11 protein-coding genes and 2 tRNA genes are annotated in these 18,682 nt (G+C 39.2%); 1 reads left to right on the forward strand and 12 read right to left on the reverse strand.

Annotation, left to right across the window (positions count from 1 at the left end; genetic code table 11):
• Positions 1-25: 25 nt before the first annotated feature.
• The 11 genes from FGM01_RS10120 to FGM01_RS10170 form a co-directional block, all read right to left on the reverse strand.
• On the reverse strand, positions 26-7,138 hold the full coding sequence (locus FGM01_RS10120) for a hypothetical protein (protein ID WP_143411040.1): 7,113 nt from the start codon (positions 7,136-7,138) through the stop codon (positions 26-28).
• A gap of 269 nt (positions 7,139-7,407) precedes the next feature.
• Positions 7,408-8,208 (reverse strand): response regulator transcription factor, encoded by an 801-nt coding sequence (locus tag FGM01_RS10125; protein ID WP_143411041.1) that lies wholly within the window; start codon positions 8,206-8,208, stop codon positions 7,408-7,410.
• A gap of 319 nt (positions 8,209-8,527) precedes the next feature.
• Positions 8,528-8,602 (reverse strand) — tRNA-Val (locus FGM01_RS10130).
• A 123-nt stretch (positions 8,603-8,725) separates the two neighbouring features.
• Positions 8,726-8,800, reverse strand: a tRNA-Val gene (locus FGM01_RS10135).
• A 123-nt stretch (positions 8,801-8,923) separates the two neighbouring features.
• Entirely contained in the window at positions 8,924-9,760 is an 837-nt protein-coding gene (locus FGM01_RS10140; protein WP_143411042.1) for a hypothetical protein, read from the reverse strand.
• Positions 9,761-9,933: 173 nt separating this feature from the next.
• Entirely contained in the window at positions 9,934-11,124 is a 1,191-nt protein-coding gene (locus FGM01_RS10145; protein ID WP_143411067.1) for a bifunctional folylpolyglutamate synthase/dihydrofolate synthase, read from the reverse strand.
• A 30-nt stretch (positions 11,125-11,154) separates the two neighbouring features.
• Positions 11,155-11,976 (reverse strand): energy transducer TonB, encoded by an 822-nt coding sequence (locus FGM01_RS10150; protein WP_143411043.1) that lies wholly within the window; start codon positions 11,974-11,976, stop codon positions 11,155-11,157.
• A complete protein-coding gene (locus FGM01_RS10155; protein WP_143411044.1) occupies positions 11,977-12,369 on the reverse strand; it encodes an ExbD/TolR family protein in 393 nt (130 codons plus the stop codon).
• Between the two features lies 1 nt (position 12,370).
• Entirely contained in the window at positions 12,371-13,072 is a 702-nt protein-coding gene (locus tag FGM01_RS10160; protein WP_143411045.1) for a MotA/TolQ/ExbB proton channel family protein, read from the reverse strand.
• A gap of 113 nt (positions 13,073-13,185) precedes the next feature.
• Complete coding sequence (locus FGM01_RS10165) at positions 13,186-14,412, reverse strand: Glu/Leu/Phe/Val dehydrogenase dimerization domain-containing protein (RefSeq protein ID WP_143411046.1); 1,227 nt, start codon at positions 14,410-14,412, stop codon at positions 13,186-13,188.
• Positions 14,413-14,477: 65 nt separating this feature from the next.
• Positions 14,478-15,542, reverse strand: a complete 1,065-nt coding sequence (locus tag FGM01_RS10170; protein ID WP_143411047.1) for an anhydro-N-acetylmuramic acid kinase — start codon at positions 15,540-15,542, stop codon at positions 14,478-14,480.
• Positions 15,543-15,633: 91 nt separating this feature from the next.
• On the opposite strand from FGM01_RS10170, the gene FGM01_RS10175 reads away from it, so the two are divergent.
• Positions 15,634-16,776 carry an acyl-CoA dehydrogenase gene (locus tag FGM01_RS10175; RefSeq protein WP_143411048.1) on the forward strand — a complete coding sequence of 381 codons (1,143 nt, stop codon included), beginning with the start codon at positions 15,634-15,636 and terminating at the stop codon, positions 16,774-16,776.
• Positions 16,777-16,846: 70 nt separating this feature from the next.
• Here the strand turns inward: FGM01_RS10175 and FGM01_RS14545 are convergent.
• Positions 16,847-18,682: HYR-like domain-containing protein (locus tag FGM01_RS14545; protein WP_166435211.1), on the reverse strand; the 1,836-nt coding region annotated here is incomplete at its 5' end.

Consider the following 18,682-nt stretch of genomic DNA (forward strand, 5'->3'; position numbering starts at 1 on the left):
CCTCCCTTTTTATTTAAGCGATTTTCTAATTTTCTTTAATTACTAATGCTGATTTAGTTTCTCCACTCACGCTGATTATTATGGAATAGGTTCCTGCCGGTAAGATTTCCGCATTTATGCTTACGATCTCATCGCCTTCTATCTCAAATTCCACCCCTGTAAGCGAGGGTGACATGGTATGAAGGTTTACTTCCACGCTATTCAGATCTATAGCCTTGGAAAATCCAATCCTTATTTTATCAGTAAACGGATTCGGGTATACTGTAGCCACAAGGTTCTTTTTGAACTTTAAAGAGGTTGGCTCACTTGCACTATCCAAAACCTCAACATCTACATTAGCAGTAGAAGAATTGCCAGATAAATCTGAAACGGTAAATTCAACAGTATAGGTCCCAGGGAAACTGAAGCTGGATTGATCTATCGCAAAATCGAGTCCTGTACAATTATCTGATGAACCATTATCAAGGCTAAGAGGATCTAACTCTACTGTAGCCGCCCCGTTAAGATCCAGGGTTATTGATCTTACAGCATTTACATCTGGAGCAATTTCATCTTTGACGGTTACAAAAGCTGCAGCTTCACCTGTATTTCCAGATAAATCTGTGACGGATAACTGCACTTCCTTATTCTCACCCAGGTCCTCACAATCAAATTGGGAATCGCTTAATTCAAATACAAGATTTTTCTGTTCTGTCACTGCATCATAAGATCCATTATCGATGTCTGAGGGAGTAATTTCAACCATACCATTCCTGTCCAGGAATACCGTGAGGTTTCTTGTTACAACCACGGGCGCCTGACAATCTCCGGTGGCTGTATACTCAGTAGCAGCATCTTTGGACCATCCCGTCGGAATACTAGTCGCATCATCCACCCCAATACAGTTGAGAAGGTTTCCTGCTGCGTTCATATTGCTTAACTCTGCATTATTTCCATTTCGAAGATCAAGGCTCTCCAATTGGTTATTGCTTACATCCAGGGATGTGATAACTCCAAATTCACTGAAATTGAGAGACTGGAAATGATTACCCGAAATATCCAGGCTTTGCAGGTTCGTTAGGTCGGCAAAATTGAGCGTAGAAAGGTTATTATTTGCGGCATTAAGACTAGTCATGATCTTTCCGTTACTAATAAATAACTCGCTTAATCCATTTCCTGAAATATCCAAGCTAACCAGGTCAGTATTTTCCTGAAGGTTGATCTCCGCCAGGGCATTATTGCTTATATCGAGTTCGATAAGATTCACGAAAGCCTCGATTCCCTTAGCATCTGTGATATTACTTCCGACCACATTGAGGATGGTTACAGCTTCCGCCTCAGATAAAAGGATATTCCCGGTAATTTCATCCCCTCCATTTGTATCGTAGCCTGAATCTATAAGGGCCTGCTCAAAGGCAGGATCTGGAATGATCACTACCTCTTCAGCCTGTTTACAGTTGATGCTTACCTGGACACCAAGATCCAGCTCCCAGTTTTCATATGGCATTGTAGCGTCTGTAGGATCGTCTACCGAAATACAGGTAAGCAAATTTCCTGACGCCCTAAGCGTGCCAAGTGCGGCATTATTTCCATTCCGCAGGTCCAGTTCCTCCATTGCGTTATTCATTACCTCTAAACGGGTAAGCTGCGTATTTCCGGTAAGATTCAGCTTTTTGACCGCATTATTACTGAGGAACAGGTTCTGAAGCGAAAGGTTATTATTCCCATTAAAATTGCCCAGGTCATTGTCATTAAGCGACAGCCATTCGAGATTTGGATAGGGTGCACCGTTGAAATTGCTTAAGCCTGTTCCCGAAAGGTTTAAAAATTTCAACGTAGAATTCCCATTTACTCCAGTCAACAGGATCATGTTTGTATTGTACTGCGCATCGATCCGCTCGATTGACGAAAGGCTGGTAATATCTAGTTGAGGAATAAAATTATGCTGGGCACTCACTCTCTTTAGTGCAGTATTTGCTGAAAGATCAAGGCTTGTAAGCTGGTTATTTTGAATAAATAGATTCCAAAGATTAGGATTCCCTGAAAGATCAATCGAGCTAATTCCTGTATAATGTACAAATAGCTCTTCCAGGGCAGGATTGCCTGAAACATCGATTTCTGAGGTGATCGGGTTACGCATAATTCCGAATCTTTTCAAATTGGAAAGCATAGACACATCCACACCAGAAAGCTGATTGTCATTTAAAAATAGTTCTTCAAGACTGGTGTTATTTGAAAGGTCTACCTCACTTAATTCTCCGAAAGCAGCCACCAGGGAAACCAGGTTCACAAAGGCTTCAATCCCTGTAAGCTCGGCAATCTTACCGGAAACATTTATTATCTCCGGATTAGCAAATATAGATGGGTCAAATTTTGGATTATTCAGGTTCAATTCCGTGACAGCTTCAGCATCGCTTTTCAGCAACCAGGTATTAGTCACACCGTCACTGTCGATTCCCAGATCAATAAGAGACTGCTCAAAATTAAGGTCAGGAATATTTACATATTCAGGCTTGGTTACACAATCGCTTGAATATATTGCTAATGGATCTTTAATCCAATCACTCGGAACATTATTGACTATACTATTATCAACCTGAATGCAGGAAAGACCAGGATTACCAGTTGCCCAAAAGGCATATGCAGACCAATTGGGACCCTCAAAATTATCATTATTCCCGTTGGCCATATTAAGACTTGAAAGATCGTTATCTGCACAGTGCAACCATTTAATTAAGGGATTACCAGATATATTAATCTCAGTAAGGTTATTATTTATGACCGCCAGTTCCTCCAGTAATGGATTATTGGAAACATCTATATTGTTGATTTCATTATTGCCTAGATGAAGAAACCTTAGGTCAGAACAATTAGAAATATTGATAGCTGTTAATCTATTGTCATTAACATATAGATTAGTGATCTTAGTATTATTAGAAAGATCAAGGCTCGAAAGGTTATTATCAGATAAATTCAATCCAAGAACATTTACAAATGCCTCTATCCCTGTAATATCTTCGATTTTTCCTTCCACATTAATTAATTGTGTATTTCCAGTGCCATATGAAGCGAATTTCGGATTCTGAAAATCCAAATAATAATCTACAGCTTCTGCATCACTTCTCAATATAGAAGTATTCACCACGTCATCACTATCAATACCTAAATCTATTAGCGCCTGTTCAAAATTCGCATCGGGGATATAAATAAAGTCCCCGCAATCCTCGCTGAAAGATTTTCCGGAATCGATCATAGCCTGCGAGATTTCAGCATCTCCATTGATACAGGTAAGCTTTGGTGTATTATCTACCCAGAATTCATTGAGATTGGAATTGTTCCCATTTCTAAGATCAACATGTTCAAGATTTGGATTATTAGCCAAATACAATCGAGTCATAGGATTGTTAGAGAGGTCCAGGGTTTTGATGGACGTATCGTAGATACCCAACCCATACATTGCTGTATTTTTACTGAAATCCACATGAGTAAGGTTCGGGTTTTCGGCAAGCCAGATTTGTGCGATTACGGTATTTTGTGAAACATCAATGGTTGTAAGATTGTTACCTTCAATTGTAAGAGCCCATAATTTGGAATTCTGAGTTACATCTATGTCGGTTAGCTGGTTATAACCTAAAGCCAGATTAACCAGTTCAGTATTCTTAATTACATCAATTTGTTGAAGCTGGTTCATTTCTAGCCACAACACCTTAAGTTTTACGTTTTTAGAAACATCTATAGATGTGATTTGATTATTTATCAACTCCAGTCTTTCCAATAAAATATTGTTTGAGACATCTATACTGGATAGAGCGTTGTCCCAGGCAGACAATCTTGTAATATTTTTAAAAGCTTCAATCCCTGTTAGATCCTGAATCTTTCCCTCCACATTCACAATATTACTATTGGCGTATCTTTGATCAGAAGCAAATTTCGGATTAGTCAAATTCAGTTCCGTCACACTTTCGGCATCGCTTCTTAAAATTTTTTGATTAATTATTCCATCACTATCAATTTCAAGATCAATAAGCGCTTGTTCAAAATTAGTATCCGGAATAAAAACAGCGTCTTTGATCATGGTGTAAGTCCAGAAAAGACCTGGATTTGATTCAATCGAAACAATCATCCGGTCACCATTATCAGAAAAAAAAACATGATAAGTGATTGAATCCGGAGCATCATTCGGATCTTCCAATTCCCTTCCATTCACAACTTTCGCGAGTCCTAAAAATGAACCTTTCCCGTTTAAGGTTATAGTCCCATTGATTTGATCATAAGTATAAGTAGCTGGATTTGTTCCATCATGAGGAGCTACCGGAACACCACATACCTGGGTTTCAACACCCTGGAAAGGTTCCAGTATAGTTTCTTCACTCTGAACATTTCTAAAGGAACCATCTTCCCTAAACTCGTAAACATCATCCAAATAACAACGTCTATCGTCTATATCGGTTCCATTGGCATTGAATGTCCAGTATTGTCCGGAGCCAGGCGCCGGACCAACCTTTAATGAACCTGTTTCTGGTGCAATTATCCACTTTCCTGCGACAGAAGTAGAACAATCCTCGCTAAAAGTTTTATCATTCCACCTGGTCATAGCTTCAGAAACGACAGCATCAGAATTTATACATCCCAGAGAAGGTGTATTATTCGCTTCAAAATAGGTAACATTACTATTATTTCCATTCTTCAGCGTAACATACTCCAAAGGTGTGCTTGAAAGACCGTATCCAATTAGATTTGTATTCGCATCAAGATCTAAATGTGTAATAGGATTTCCATTACACCAGAAAACTTTCAGTTCGAAATTATTAGAAACATCTATTTCTCTAATATTATTCAATCCAAACCCTAAAGTTCTAAGGGACGAATTATTACTCACGTCTAATTGAGTTAATTGATTCCTACCACATTCCAATACTGTTAGAGCTGAATTATTGGTTAGATTCAACTCCTGAATTTGATTGTCTTCAATATATAAAATTGAAAGGGAGGGATTATTCCTAATGTCCAATTCGGTTAATAGGTTCTCTGTACTATGTAACTCAATCAATTGGGTATTATTGAAAAGCTTTAATTCCTGAATTTCATTTTTCCTACAATCCAAAACCATAAGGGATGTAAAAGCTTCAATGCCCGTCAGATTTTCAATTTTTGCATCAACACTGGGCAGATTTGGATTATTTAAAGGGTCAGAAATATTTAATTCAGTTACCGCTTCAGCATCGCTTCTTAAAATTTTTTGATTAATTACTCCATCACTATCAATATCAAGATCAATAAGCGCCTGTTCGAAATTGGCATCTGGAATTTGAACAAAATCCCCACAATCGGTACTAAATGTTTTTCCAGAGGCTATCATGGCCTGGGAAATATTTTCGTCGGCATTAATACAAGTGAGATTAGGTGTATTATTCAGCAATAAAAAAGTGATAGCAGAATTATTTCCATTCCTTAAGTCCAGGTGGGCTAATGAGCTATTGTTTTGAAGAACCAATGCAAACAATGCCGGATTATTACTTAAGTCTATTGACCTTAAAGGTGAATACTCTATCCAGACCTGCAGTAAATTTGGATTATTGCTAAAATCGACTGTATTTAAGCTGGTATTTCTTGCCCATAACTTTTCCAGTTCAGGATATTTGCTTAAGTCCAGTTGGGCAATTGAAAGATCATCTATATTGAGGTTTTTCAATTTTAAATTATTACTAAGATCTAGAGAAGTAATATTAGTCTTCCCACAATAAAGGGTTTCAAGTAACGATAAGTTTTGTGTATCGATGCTTGAAACAGGATTACCTAAAAATTGTAGATCTCTTAGCAAAGAATTTTGGGAAAGATCTAACTGGGTAATATTGTTATAATTAATGTTTAAAAACTCAAGATTTGTATTATTACTTAAGTTAATTTGCGTCAATGGATTTTTATTTAAACGAAGATATCGCAACCCTGGGTTCTGACTTAGATCTAGTTGAGTCAAATTATTATTAGAGGCATATAAGAGGTTCAGATCATTTAAACTATGTAAGTCCAGTTCTTCAAGATTGTTCGAATCAACCAGCAATTCCTTGAGATTTACGAAAGCTTCAATTCCCGTAAGATCAGTGATACTTGAATTTACATTAGTAATCATCATATTTCCTCCCCCATTAGGAAAATTAACCGGCAAACGAAGGTTAAGGTTGGTAACACTTTCGGCATCACTCAATAATAACAAAGAATTAAGTGTAGCATCAGAATCGATTCCAAGGTCTATAAGGGCCTGTTCGAAGTTTGGGTCTGGGATATTAACATATTCTGGTTTTGTAACACAATCGCTGGAATAAACTGTGGCATAATCCTTTACCCAGTCTGAAGGTATTGCTCCCATCATTTCTGGATCCACCTGTATGCAGCTTAAACCCTGATTCCCCTGAACCACCAGGGAATAATTGTTCCAATCTGGAGGAGTAAAATTCAGATTATTACCGTTTGCAATATTCAAATTTATAAGTTGATTATTACTAGCATACAAAAATTTGAGTTTGGAGTTAAAGGAAACATCCAGACTACTTAGATTATTATCATCTATAACCAATTCAGTAAGCTCTGTATTATTGCCAAGGTCTATGTTACCAATATTGCTACCCCATAAGATAAGTGATGCCAGATCGGGGGATCCAGATAAATCAATTGTGTTAATTTGGTTTCCTCCGGCATGTAATATTACCAGTTCAGGATGATTCCCTAAATTTAATTCAATCAACCGGTTATTATTTACATGTATTTCTTTCAGGAACAAATTATCTGTTACATAAAGCTGTGTTAGACTATTATTATTTAAAGATAAATGAACCAGAAGGGGATTATTTGATACATCTATCCCAGTCAATTCATTATTATAGGCATACAAAAATTTCAGATTTGCAAAAGCCTCTATCCCGGTTAGACTTGTTATCCCCAAACCTGAAACATCTAAAGTTTCTATAAGTTCCACATCACTAACTGACACAGAATTATTAAGAGTTTGGTCACTATCAATTCCTAGATCAATGAGCGCTTGTTCAAAATTAGAATCCGGAATACTTACAGTTTCAGAACTGGATTGAGAATTAATTTGAAATGAAACAATAAAAAGCAGTGCGAGAAAGAATATTCTCCTGGAAAAGGGGGGAGTAATCATGATATAATATTGGTTAGTTTATATTAAGCCTTATTAGCTAAGCCGGCTAAAGAACCAGGACTATAGGGAGCCCGTTCCATTAAAATAGATTTTGGGAGAAAGTTGCTTTCGTCTAATGCCTGATATACATGCTCAGATGTTGGACAAAATTAACGCTAATAAAACTATAAGATTCAGCAACTTACTACAATACCCCTTTATAGGTATTTCTTTTTAACCAACAGTAATCCAGCTATTTAAAATTCGTGGATCTAATTAAGAGTCAGAATTTATATACTAATCAAACCTTCAGCGAGGCAAATCGAGACTAGTTGTGTAGAGTTTTTACAGTCAGTTTTTCGCAGGATGTTCTTTTTATGCGTTTTAACGGTATGAGGTGAAATATTTAATTTAGAGCTTATTTCATCTGCGCTGTTCCCTAAAGCAAGTTCCTTTATAATTTCCAGTTCACGTTCACTTAATATTTCCTGAAGACTTCTTTTTCTGCTCAGTTTATTCCGGTTGAAAGTTCCTGTGGAAGAATCTATGTTATAATAAGATTTTCCGCCTTCGATATTAATAAAGGAAATATCCTGAGAGGAACCGGATGCCAGATGGCTTATATCTGAATGAATACTAAACACATGTACGAATCTTCCCTGCTCATTTATGGATAAACAGGTTGCCTGGTGCAGCATAAGACGCTCCTTACCCCTGTAATCCCTGGACCTGTATGTATATACAAGCTTATAATCCAGCATTTCTGATGGATTTAAATGATTAAGATAAAACTCTGAAATTACTTTTTCCTTTAAATGAATCTTTTCTATTTCCTCCGGAAGAGCCAGGGAAAGAAGCAACTCCAGATCTACCTCTTCTGGATCTTTTCCGGTAAAAGCTGTAACCGAATCAGAAACCATTTCGAGAGCGAGTGTATGAAAATTGGCGACATAATAAAACGATTTACCGGGAGCCATAAGAGAGGCCATTTTCCTGAAATGTTTAGGAACATTATACTTTTCTGAACTTTGAATTTTTGAAGAATATTGATTTTTCCAGTAATTGGTGATCTTATAATGCTTATCACTCATCGTAAACTCGATTTTTTGGCAAACAGATTACAATATACTGAAAATTACACTCAGCGATAAATACCTATTCATCAATTTGTTAATCAGGAAAAAACAATGATTTTGTAATAATAAAAAATTTATATTACTGAAAATTTGCTGTTTCCAGAACACAAGTGATTCGGTTCACCCCGATTTAATCGCGAAAATTCACTTAGCCTTAACAGAAAGATACCAACTTTATAATTTATTGAATAAGGTGAATGTGTATAACCAGAAAAGATGAAATAAATGCTGGAAATAAAAAAGGCCTCCGTTACTGGAAGCCTTTTTCACTCTGTGGGCGCGAAGGGATTCGAACCCCTGACCCCTTGGGTGTAAACCAAGTGCTCTGAACCAACTGAGCTACGCGCCCTTGCTTAAATGCGGATGCAAATATATTAAAATTCTATAATTACAGGCAGAAAAAAAACGAATTTAAAATTAATTTCACCGCTATAAAAAAAGGCTTCCAAAACTGGAAGCCTTTCTGTTACTGTGGGCGCGAAGGGATTCGAACCCCTGACCCCTTGGGTGTAAACCAAGTGCTCTGAACCAACTGAGCTACGCGCCCTTGCCTGAATGCGGATGCAAATATAGACTACAATTTCAATTACACAAAAGAATTTAAGCGAAAAATAAAATTATTTTTCACTCAAAAATATGGTCCTGAACCAAGAAGCTCAGGACCAGTTTTTTATTGATTACTCTTCACCAGTTCAGGTACGGTTCTGTAAATATAATCACCGTGTTTTCCAGTGAATATTTTTCCCATTTCCATCATAAACTCTTCTCTTTCCTTCTCGTCTGCCCAGTTAGTTTCGACCAGTTCCTGTTCTTCATCGAAAAATGCCTCAATATCGGCAAGCTTGTCGAAAATAAAGACCTCGGCCATCTCCCTGCTGTTAGAACCCCAAAGATGCCTGTGAGTATAGTACCCTTTTAAGTTCTTGGACTTTTTAGTAATTTTTTCGTGGTACTCCCTGAAGTTCTCTGGAGAGCCTTTTCCATCCATGGCCAGGTCGCTGGTGCGAACATAAATAACCCGCGGGGTACTACCGGTATTTTTTGCCGGGGGAATCGCAAAATTCATGGATTGATAAATTTCATCTTTATGCTGCGGACTGTAATAGCTGCTTTGCTTGTCAAAAAATTCCTTTCTTTTAGCCTCGTCTGGCCAGCTTTCCTCAATAAGTTCCTGGTTTCTTTCATTCGCTTTTTCAATATCGGCCCATGTTCGATAAACATTCACCAATACAACCTCTGAATTATCTGGTGTGAAATAATGGGTGTAAACACCAGAATTTAGAATCAGGTCATTTTTACTGGTCACTTTATTGAAATATTCCTTTTCCGTATCCAACCAGTCTGAAAAGTCGATATCTGGATCGTCGCTCCAGTGGGTTGTTGTCATGGTAATATATACCGGCTGGTAATCCTGGCTTTGTGCTTCTGCATTCGCCTCCTGGCTCGATACTGAAGCGCTAAGGCTTAGCATAATAAGGCAAACTAATAATCTTGCAATTGTTCTCATTTTAGTTGATTTTTTTAATGAATAAATTACACAGCTAAAAAGTCAACTTACAATGTAGGGATGGGGGTATAACAAAAGGAAGTTATAATGTAAACAGGGGGACTGAATATATAAACTACTGAAACAGAGTTCCTATAAAGATAGGCAATTTTTTATTTCGGCACTATAATACGTTAAAGTACTTCTGCAACGGTAAAATTACTGCCTCCCACAAAAATGAGATCTTGCGCGGTCGCATTTTCCAAAGCCTTCTTATAGGCTAACTCGACCGAAGGAAAGACATTTCCTTTAAGTCCAAATTTTCCAGCCGACTCCTGTAAAGCATAGGCGTCCAAACCTCTGGGAACATCAGGTTTTGCAAAATAGAAGGTTGCCTGTTTTGGAAACAATGGCAGAACCCCGGCAAGGTCCTTATCATTCACCACACCTAAAATTATATGAAGATGTTCAAAGCTTTCCCTATTTAACTGCTCAAGGACAATTTTCAAACCCTCGGTATTATGAGCGGTATCGCATATAACCTTTGGATTTTCTTTAAGGATTTCCCAACGCCCCCGCAAACCTGTATTCTGGATTACATTATTTAAACCCTTTCTTATATGCTCTTCAGAAAAATTCCAACCATCCTTTTTTAGGATCATTAAGGAGGACAGTACGGTATTTAAATTTTTCCTTTGATATATACCTTTCAAATCGGAATCGAAAAAAGGGAAAGAATTGTCTTCGGCAAATTCGATTTCAGCAATACTGGCTTCTGCCTTTTCTTTAAATACAGCTGAAGTTTCAGGATGTTTTTCACCAATCACTACAGGTACATTCTTTTTAATAATTCCTGCTTTTTCGGTAGCTATTGAGGCGAGATCATTTCCAAGAAAGCTGGTATGGTCCAGGCCTATATTAGTAATCACGGAAAGTTCCGGGATAATGATATTGGTAGAATCAAGTCGACCACCCATCCCGGTTTCGATGATCGCAATATCAACCTTTTGTTTAGCGAAATAGTCAAAGGCCATCCCTACGGTCATTTCGAAGAAACTTAGTTTATTAGCTTTGAGAAAAGCTTTATTTCTGCTAATAAATGAAATCACTTCTTCCTCCGGAATCACCTCACCATTGATCCTGATCCGCTCCCGGAAATCTTTTAAATGAGGTGAAGTATACAGTCCCGTTTTGTAGCCTGCTGCCTGAAAAACAGAAGCCAGCATATGACAAACAGATCCCTTCCCATTAGTACCGGCAACATGCACACTTCGGAATTTTCTTTCAGGATGATCTAAATGTTCAACCAGTTTTAGAGTATTGGTCAGGTCTTTCTTGAAGGCCTGCTTTCCTATTCTCTGGAACATCGGCAACTGCTGAAACATCCAGTGAAGCGTTTCTTTATAGGATTCCAACTACTCGGTAAGTTTAAAATCGTACACAATGGTTCCTACCTGCGTTGAAGGTGCATTAGGATCACTATTAAACCTGGTTGCAAGAGCTGCCCTTTTGGCTGGTTCGGTAAGACAGGAAACGCTATTGGTAGTTCCTTTCATTCCCGGTTGAGCACTTATAACCCTTCCAGATTGATCTACAACAATTTTCACCACTACAATTCCTGATTCGTTACAATCCTGCACGAACTTTTCTTTATTCAAAGCTTTTCTTCCACCTAACCTGTAATTACCATCTCCATCCAATCCTGCTCCCTGACCGTAATAAGAACTTGCTTTAGGATCACCATCAGGGCTACCTTTATCGCCGGCTACATTATCATTACCGTCTCCACCGTTACTCTGTCCCGACCTCTCAGGACCATTAAGGATACTGCTTAATGCATCATTGGTGGATTTGTCTGGCTTAGGATCTGGTTTTTTTACCGGCTTCGGCTCCACTTTTGGCTCCGGTTGTTTGGTTTCTACAGGTACCGGTTCTTTTTTCTTTTTCTTAATTACCGGAGCATCTTCCACGTCCTGGGTAACGACCTCTTTTTCAATAACAGGTTCCGCTTTTACCGGCTGAGCTGCGGCCTTCTTAGGAGCAGATTTTACCGGCTCTTTAGGTTGCTCATTTCCCATACCCACTTCAGAAGTTCCAAAATTTATGGCAATACCACTTTCCGGTGGAGGGTCCAGGTAGGTTAAGCCAAAAAATATCAACAATAGAATAAGGATCACATGTAATACTACAGTGATGGTAAAAGACTTCCTCTCATGTTCGGTTTCCAGTAACGACATCTATTCGGGTTTTACCGCCAATACGATCTTATAACTATTTCGATTTGCGATATCCATCACATTAACGGCCTTTTCTATAGGCACTCCTTCTTCCACCCTTAAAATAATGGTAGGATCTTCTTCCCCGGCCATCCGGGTTTTCAGTGTAGATTCAAGAGCACTGCTGCTTATCCTCTCACTATTAATATACGTCTGCAGATCTTTGGTTATACTAACCGAAAGGGTTTGCTTACTGGTTGTTTTACCTTTAGCTTTTGGAAGGATAAGATCCAGGGCTTCAGGAGTGATCACCGGTGAGGTTAGCATAAAAAAGATGAGCAGAAGAAAAACAACATCTGTCATCGAGCTCATGCTAAACTCAGGGCTAATTTTATTTCTTCCTCTTAAATTCATATTAAGCAGGTTCGTTTAGCAGATCCAGAAAATCTACCGCCGTAGCTTCCATCTGATGTACCACTTTATCGGTTTTCACTACTAAATGGTTATACCCAATATAAGCGATAATACCTACGATAAGACCCGCAACTGTCGTGGTCATAGCAGTATAAATACCTTCAGCAAGTGCGCCCATTTGAGCCTGCCCGCTACTGGTAGCCAATTCATGAAAAGCCAGTACCATTCCTATTACCGTTCCCAGAAATCCAATCATGGGAGCAGCACCTGCTACGGTAGCCAGGATACTTACATTTTTTTCAAGTTTATAGATTTCCAGTCTTCCGGCATTTTCGATGGCGGTATTAATATCTTCTAAAGGACTGCCAATCCTGGAAATACCTTTTTCGGTAAGTCGGGCCACCGGTGAATCACTCTGGGCACATCGCACTTTGGCCGATTCTATATTCCCGTTAAGAACACTGTCCTTGATCATCAACATAAAATTCTTATCGATCTTCCCTGCTGCCTTGATTGCAAACAATCTTTCAAAATAGATATAAACTGCGGCGAAAAGGAGAATGAAGAGAATGATAATAATTATCTGGCCGCCAAGACCCCCACTAAACATTAAATCGAATAATGAGAGGGTCTTTTCTTCTACGATCGGCTCTGCTGCCTGGGCAGCTTCAGCCGCCTCGTCCTGCTGAAAAAAGTTAAGCATATGTATAATTGGGTTTTTAAATGTAACGTGCTTTAATGATATTAATTGTAAACCAAATTTAATTAATCAGCAGTATCGTTTTACCTGAAGCGGTAAAATGTTTACACAAACTTTTAAACAAGCTGTTTAAGAGCTACTTCGAAGGCTGTTTTGCTAATATTGGTTTTGCTGCTATTATTATCAAAAGTATTTTGAATAGCATTTTTAATGGTCATGGATGTGTCATTAAAAATAGCCTCATCGGTCATTTGAACCCTTCTTTCCATGAAATAAGCAAATACGCGGGCCATGCCACAATTTGAAATAAAATCAGGAATCAGGCTTACCCGCTCATCGGTATATTCCATAATTGGTCCAAAGAAAATCTCTTTATCTGCAAAAGGAACATTAGCACCGCAAGAGATCACTTCCAGTTTTCTATCGATAAGGTTGGTAATCTGGTCCTTGGAGATCAATCTTGATGCCGCACATGGCGCAAAGATCTCAGCGTCCAGTTTCCAGACTTTTTCATTGATCTCTTCAAAAGGGATAACATCTTTATGTCTTAAAGCATTTCCGTCTTTATCCAGGAACATCTGTTGAATTTCTTCAAATGTAAATCCATCTTCATTAATAAGCCCTCCTGCGCGGTCGATGATCCCAACGATCTTAGCTCCCATTTGAGAAAGGTAGTATGCAGCAGCAGAACCAACATTACCAAATCCCTGAACAATGGCTCTTTTGCCTTTAATATCTCCACCATAAATGGAATAATAATGGTGTACGGCTTCAGCAACTCCGTAACCGGTGATCATATCTGCAACTGTGTATTTACGGCTTACATCTGGTGAAAAATTGGTGTTCTCCAGAACTTTGATCACTCCCTGTCTCAACTGACCGATTCTATTAATTTTATCTGCCTCTGTAGGATGAAAATGACCATTGAACACCCCTTCCTGTGGATGCCAGACTCCGCAATTTTCGGTTATTGGAATTACTTCGTGGATCTCATCAACATTTAGATCGCCTCCAGTCCCGTAGTAACTTTTTAATAGCGGTGAAACTGCTTTATACCAACGTTCCAAAACTCCTTTTTTGCGAGGATCTGCAGGGTCAAAATTTATTCCAGATTTAGCCCCACCAATAGCAGGTCCTGAAACGGTGAATTTCACTTCCATGGTTTTAGCCAGGGAAAGCACTTCATTCTGGTCTAATCCTACCCTCATCCTGGTACCACCACCGGCCGCACCACCCCTTAGGGAATTGATCACCGTCCATCCTTCTGCCTCGGTCTCAGAGTCTTTCCAGTTAAAAACGATTTCAGGTTCTTTATTTTCGTATTTATTAAGTAATTCTTTCATTTTTGGAATAATTTGAGGCAAATATAAAAAACTAAGCAGCCTTCATTCTTAATTTGACAAAATTTTCAGGGTTCATATACCCGTCCCGACGAATGGTCTATTTTGGCCCCGGTGACCGAACTTAAAACGTTAACTTCTCCCCTCAATTTTAATACTCCCAGCAAGGCAAAGATCAATGCTTCTTTAAAATCTATTAATTCAACATCGGGTACTATAATATTGCACCCAGATAAGGATCTGAATCTTTCCATGAGGAAAAGGTTTTTCACTCCTCCCCCGGTTACAAGCACATCTGCTTCCTGATTTTCATGGGTAGTTCTATCCAGTTGGATGGCGACATGTTCAGCATATGTTCTAAGAAGATCAGGGATGCTAAGATCGGTGTCTTCCAGTATGGGAATAATATGAGAATTCACCCATTCTATCCCTAAAGATTTAGGAGGTTCCTTTTTATAAAATTTCAGTGCGTTTAAACGGGACAGAAGTTTTTCATTCAATAAGCCAGACCTGGCCATTTCACCATCCTGGTCATATTCCTTGCCGGTTTTCTGCATAAAATAGTTGAAAACCGTATTGACAGGACAAATATCATAGGCGATTCTTTGACTATCCTTTTCCATGGAGATATTGGCAAAACCACCAAGATTGATACAGTAGCGGTAGGCATTAAAAAGTAGTCTGTCTCCTATAGGGACTAATGGAGCTCCCTGACCGCCTAGTTCAACATCCTGAACCCTGAAATCACAAACCACCGGTATTTCCAGAAACTCTGCCAGCACCGGCAGGTTGCCGATCTGATAGGTGACTCCTTGTTTAGGCCTGTGTTTTACCGTATGCCCATGGCTGCATACCGCCTCCAGTAAATGCAGGTCATACTTATCTATAAAATCTTTGATCACACTGGCCAGGAAAGTAGTGTAATCAACATCCAGTTGGTTTAGATCTGCCGCCTCCAGATTTATAGCATGGCTAAGTTTCTGGCGCCATTCTTCAGGATAGGGCACGGTTTCAGCATAAATTATTTTATAGCTAAAATGTTGCTCAGTTTCAATTTCGGTATAAACGAGGTCTATTCCATCCAGAGAAGTTCCCGACATGACCCCTAAGACCCTGTACCCGGTTTTTTTCATATTCGTAAAAATACTTAATATCAATTGAAAAATAGGTATCAAAAAGCTATCTTTGCGCTCCAAAAATCAGTTTTTTATAAAATTTTTTCATATGGATTTTAAGTTGACCGAAGAACATATAATGATACGTGATGCCGCTCGTGATTTTGCTAAAACAGAATTATTACCGGGGGTGATCGAAAGAGATGAGAAACAGGAATTCCCTAAGGAACTCATCAAAAAAATGGGAGACCTTGGCTTTCTTGGAATGATGACCTCTCCGGAATACGGTGGTGGTGGAATGGATACCATTTCATACATCCTGGTTATGGAAGAGCTTTCCAAAATTGATGCCTCGGCTTCAGTAATGGTATCTGTGAACAATTCTTTGGTATGCTGGGGACTTGACACTTTCGGAACAGAGGAACAAAAGAAAAAATACCTTTCAAAATTAACCACCGGCGAAAAACTGGGAGCTTTCTGTCTTTCTGAACCTGAAGCAGGAAGTGATGCCACTTCTCAAAGAACCACGGCTATAGATAAGGGAGATCATTATATACTTAATGGTACTAAAAACTGGATCACAAACGGTAGTTCTGCAGATTATTACCTGGTGATCGCACAAACAGATAAAGAGAAGAAGCATAAAGGTATCAATGCCTTTATCGTGGAAAAAGAGTGGGACGGTTTTGAAATAGGTCCTAAAGAACAAAAATTGGGAATCAGAGGAAGTGACACGCATTCATTGAATTTCAATGACGTAAAAGTTCCTAAAGAGAACAGAATTGGTGAGGACGGATTTGGATTTAAATTCGCCATGAAAACCCTTTCCGGTGGAAGGATCGGTATTGCTGCCCAGGCTTTAGGTATAGCTTCGGGAGCTTATGAACTTGCCCTGGATTATTCCAAGCAAAGAAAAGCATTTGGCACAGAGATCTGCAACCACCAGGCGATTGCCTTTAAACTTGCAGATATGCATACCCAGATTGAAGCTGCACGCCATATGGTGATGAAAGCTGCCTGGGATAAAGACCAGGGACTTAATTATGATTTATCTGGTGCCATGGCTAAACTACACGCTTCTCAAACAGCGATGGACGTTACGGTTGAAGCGGTTCAGGTTCACGGAGGAAATGGTTATGTAAAAGAATATCACGTGGAAAGATTAATGCGTGATGCTAAGATCACCCAGATCTACGAGGGAACTTCAGAGATCCAGAAGATCGTTATTTCCAGAAGCATACTTAAGGATTAATTTTTTTGAAATTTATATAAAGCAAAAGAGCAGCCAATGGCTGCTCTTTCTTTTTAAGTTAAACATTTACTTATTTTCTCGATGAGGATATAACGCTTTTCGTTAACACTTCACGATCTGTCACCATTCTGATGAGGTAAACCTGATTTGCTTTTAGAGCAAAATCAATTTCCAGTTCTTTAGTGTCACCTCCGGTAACTTTCTTATCACTATAAGTTCTAAGTAATCTACCGCTAAGATCATACACCTGAATATCCACTTTTTTCGAAGTATATTCGAAATCATATTGGATCGTTAACCTCTCATTGAATGGAACCGGAGAAGCTTTGAAGTTTCCAGCTTCGGCAACTTTGTTATTTTTGCCATTACCATTTCCATTAGAAGCCGTTTCACTTTCATCACTTTCATCACATTCAGCTTGAGCTCCATCAAATGATGACTGGATTTCTCCATTAACATCTGGAGTACACTGACAAATAATTTCACAGGCCACTCCATGAACTATCACATACACTTCATCCAGATCTGACACATCTACGGGTCCTACCTGATAAGCCTGAACGTTCTCGCTAAATCTTGGATTAAAGTTATATTGACCTGGTGCCACAGTTGGACTACCATTTTTAAGTGGATATGGAGTACAGCCAATGTAAACATGTGCTTCACTCAAAGTATAACCATCCATCTGGTAAGTTACCGTAACTTCACCTCCAGAGTAATCTATGGTCGCAGTTCCTGCAACAGCACCTTTTGTACGGTCACATTGTCCAGCTCCGGCATACAGGGTTAGGTCATAGCTACCTTCGGCAGTTAACTCATTAGTCCAACCCCATCTGTTGAAGTCATCTTCAAGGAAGCATCGACTAATATCCTCACTAGCATATCCGAAGATAGTTTCACATTCTCCAACCAAATCGATCTCGCGAACGATAAAGATCTCTTCAGAAGCAGGATTTCCACAATCGTCTGCTTTCTCAAAATAATATCTGTAGGTCATTGAACATTCATCCTCACCTACCAGTTCTGCGAAAGCAGTGATTTCTTCATCATCTGCACAATTATCTGTCCAGGTTGCGGTTAAGCTTGCTGGAACTTCATCCTCACAAACTGTATCCTCATACTCTGGTAATTGAATTTCTGGATCTGTGGTATCCTTTACATTATATGTATATGTATATGTATCGGTGGTTTCTCCATCACATGCAGTATATGTCCAGGTATAAATAACTGTACCATTACATACTATATCATCTGGATTTCCTTCCCTGCCACTAAAGAATGGCTCAACAGTCCTACCACAAGCATCAGTAATATTTTCTGGGGCATTTGGCATTACTGCATCTTCCGGACACTGAACGTCCATTTCATCATCATCAGGTGCTGTTATACCCTGGGTATAATCGATGGTCACCGTATGAACATAATCCACACTGTTGTCAGCACAATCAGTATAGGTCCAGGTGTAGGTCACATCGCCCTCACAATCTGGAACTGTCCCTTCCACTGGATCAGATGGTGTGATCGATTCACCACAACTATCTAACACCGTTGGTGGGGTTGGCAATACGATATCATCGTAACAGGCTACATCGGCAAAGGTCGCGGTCGGAGTTTCCAACTCATCGTAGTCGATGGTCACCGTATGAACATAATCCACACTGTTGTCAGCACAATCAGTATAGGTCCAGGTGTAGGTCACATCGCCCTCACAATCTGGAACTGTCCCTTCCACTGGATCAGATGGTGTGATCGATTCACCACAACTATCTAACACCGTTGGTGGGGTTGGCAATACGATATCATCGTAACAGGCTACATCGGCAAAGGTCGCGGTCGGAGTTTCCAACTCATCGTAGTCGATGGTCACCGTATGAACATAATCCACACTGTTGTCAGCACAATCAGT

It is taken from the genome of Christiangramia sabulilitoris (genome assembly GCF_007050985.1).
Lineage (GTDB): Bacteria > Bacteroidota > Bacteroidia > Flavobacteriales > Flavobacteriaceae > Christiangramia > Christiangramia sabulilitoris.

Bases quoted from the DNA above. Each gene is read 5' to 3' on its own strand.
- FGM01_RS10120 (WP_143411040.1), bottom strand. From the start codon at position 7,138: ATGATTACTCCCCCCTTTTCCAGGAGAATATTCTTTCTCGCACTGCTT.
- FGM01_RS10125 (WP_143411041.1), bottom strand. From the start codon at position 8,208: ATGAGTGATAAGCATTATAAGATCACCAATTACTGGAAAAATCAATAT.
- FGM01_RS10140 (WP_143411042.1), bottom strand. From the start codon at position 9,760: ATGAGAACAATTGCAAGATTATTAGTTTGCCTTATTATGCTAAGCCTT.
- FGM01_RS10145 (WP_143411067.1), bottom strand. From the start codon at position 11,124: ATGTTTCAGCAGTTGCCGATGTTCCAGAGAATAGGAAAGCAGGCCTTC.
- FGM01_RS10150 (WP_143411043.1), bottom strand. From the start codon at position 11,976: ATGTCGTTACTGGAAACCGAACATGAGAGGAAGTCTTTTACCATCACT.
- FGM01_RS10155 (WP_143411044.1), bottom strand. From the start codon at position 12,369: ATGAATTTAAGAGGAAGAAATAAAATTAGCCCTGAGTTTAGCATGAGC.
- FGM01_RS10160 (WP_143411045.1), bottom strand. From the start codon at position 13,072: ATGCTTAACTTTTTTCAGCAGGACGAGGCGGCTGAAGCTGCCCAGGCA.
- FGM01_RS10165 (WP_143411046.1), bottom strand. From the start codon at position 14,412: ATGAAAGAATTACTTAATAAATACGAAAATAAAGAACCTGAAATCGTT.
- FGM01_RS10170 (WP_143411047.1), bottom strand. From the start codon at position 15,542: ATGAAAAAAACCGGGTACAGGGTCTTAGGGGTCATGTCGGGAACTTCT.
- FGM01_RS10175 (WP_143411048.1), top strand. From the start codon at position 15,634: ATGGATTTTAAGTTGACCGAAGAACATATAATGATACGTGATGCCGCT.